This is a genomic window from Waltera acetigignens (assembly GCF_025567015.1).
In the GTDB taxonomy this organism is placed as follows: Bacteria; Bacillota; Clostridia; order Lachnospirales; family Lachnospiraceae; genus Acetatifactor; species Acetatifactor acetigignens.
The window spans coordinates 296,333-298,027 of sequence record NZ_JAOQJO010000003.1 but is presented as its reverse complement, the minus strand read 5'-3'; the positions used below and the strand labels follow the sequence as shown (position 1 = coordinate 298,027).

Here is a 1,695-nt window from a genome sequence, read left to right as displayed (position 1 = left end):
TACTTCTTATATGCTTGTAAGTACATAATTTTTGCAGTCATGACACAAGAAAAGCTCCCTCACAGGAAGGAGCTTTGTCTACAGTCTGAGCATCAGACTCCCGTCTGATGCTACTTCTTCGTAGTAAAATTTACCATGTTCTTATTTATGACTTATGATACCGAAACGGAAGGCAAACGTCAAGTAATTTTTTACCTGTGTTACTCATCGCTTCTTTACACTATATCCGAAGGTTCCCAGCAATTCGCCACAGCCGAAATAGGAACCGTGGGAATAGATGATGGGTTCCGCCTTCTCCAGGTGGAATTTGTGCTTCTCATCCATATATTTTTCATCTGCATGTACTGCCACCACATCCGCCAGGAACATATCATGGGATCCCAGCGGCAGGATCTGTCGCACCTTACATTCAATGTTCACCGGACTCTCTTTTATCATCGGTGCTTTCACCTCAGATGCCGGAATGGGAGTCAGTCCCATTTCTTTGAATTTATCCACGTCCCGTCCGCTTTTCACACCACAGTAATCTGTGGCAAATGCCAGCTCCTTCGTGGTCAGATTGATCACGAATTCTCCGGTCTCCTTCAGGATCGGATAGGAATATCTCTCGGGGCGTACGGAGATCGACACCATGGGCGGATTGGTACATACGGTTCCTACCCAGGCCAGCGTGATAATATTGGAGCGGCCGTCCCGGTCAGCCAGGCTCACCATGACAACCGGCAGGGGATACAGCATATTTCCCGGCTTCCAAAGTTGTTTTCCCATTTCCGTAAAACCTCATTTCCGTTACTTTCTTATCAATTTCAGCATTCTTAAATGAATACTTTATCTGCCTTTTCAGAAAATGTGCAAAATGCTCAATACATGAAGAACAATATCCGCAACCGTCAGAACTACTGCCGCAATGGATACTCCCAGCACACCGTTCAATTTACCGCCAAGGTTTTCCTTTACTTTTGCTGCGATGGCTTCGGTCTGCTTCTCGTTCTCTTCTACCACAACCGCCTGTACATTACGGTATACCTTTACGCATTCCTTATGTACATTCTCTTCCGTAGTGCTCAGTTTCTCATCCACATGCTTCTGAAGCTCGTCCAACACCTCGGTACTCTGCTGCAGTTCTTCCAGTTTGGCAGTATACTGCTGTCCCAGAGCTTCCAGTTTCTCTGTGTTCTCCTGCTGCAGCTTCTGCAGGGCAGCCACGCCTTCCTCGGAAAGCTTCGTCACTTCCGGAGCAATGGTCTCGGACATCAGCTTCTCCATCTCCTGATTGATCGCTTTCAGTTCCTTATTGACCTGCTGCATCTGTGCCAGGCACTCGTCGTATTCCCGCAGCTGGCTTTTCAGCTGATCCATCTCTTCGGCATCAGCCGCGGAATTCGCCTTGATCATTTCCTGGGCATTCAGCTTTTGTGCAAGTTTATCCATAAAAGTATCCATCCATCTTCCTCCAAACATATTTCGTCCCTCATGTGAACAGTTTCCCTTTTCAACTGTCCCTATTTTACCATGTTTATTCCCCGGTTACAACCAAAACCCCATGAATACTGTGTTTTCATGGTTTGCGCATTTTTATGCAATTTGTACAGTTTCTTTTTTGGTTTCTGTACTTTTTCGTAAAATTCACCAAGTTTTCACATCATGTTCATAATTTGTTCATAATTGGTTGGTATACTTTAAATACAGTCAAGG

Annotated in this window: 2 protein-coding genes; both read right to left on the bottom strand. The window is 45.4% G+C overall.

Going from position 1 to position 1,695, the window contains the following annotated elements; genetic code table 11:
* Positions 1 to 204: 204 nt before the first annotated feature.
* Positions 205 to 768, bottom strand: coding sequence for a flavin reductase family protein (locus OCV96_RS05605; protein WP_262593758.1), 564 nt, complete (start codon positions 766 to 768; stop codon positions 205 to 207).
* 72 nt (positions 769 to 840) lie between these two features.
* Positions 841 to 1,443, bottom strand: coding sequence for a hypothetical protein (locus OCV96_RS05600; RefSeq protein WP_022312273.1), 603 nt, complete (start codon positions 1,441 to 1,443; stop codon positions 841 to 843).
* Positions 1,444 to 1,695 lie beyond the last annotated feature (252 nt).

Bases quoted from the DNA above. Each gene is read 5' to 3' on its own strand.
- OCV96_RS05605 (WP_262593758.1), bottom strand. From the start codon at position 768: ATGGGAAAACAACTTTGGAAGCCGGGAAATATGCTGTATCCCCTGCCG.
- OCV96_RS05600 (WP_022312273.1), bottom strand. From the start codon at position 1,443: ATGGATACTTTTATGGATAAACTTGCACAAAAGCTGAATGCCCAGGAA.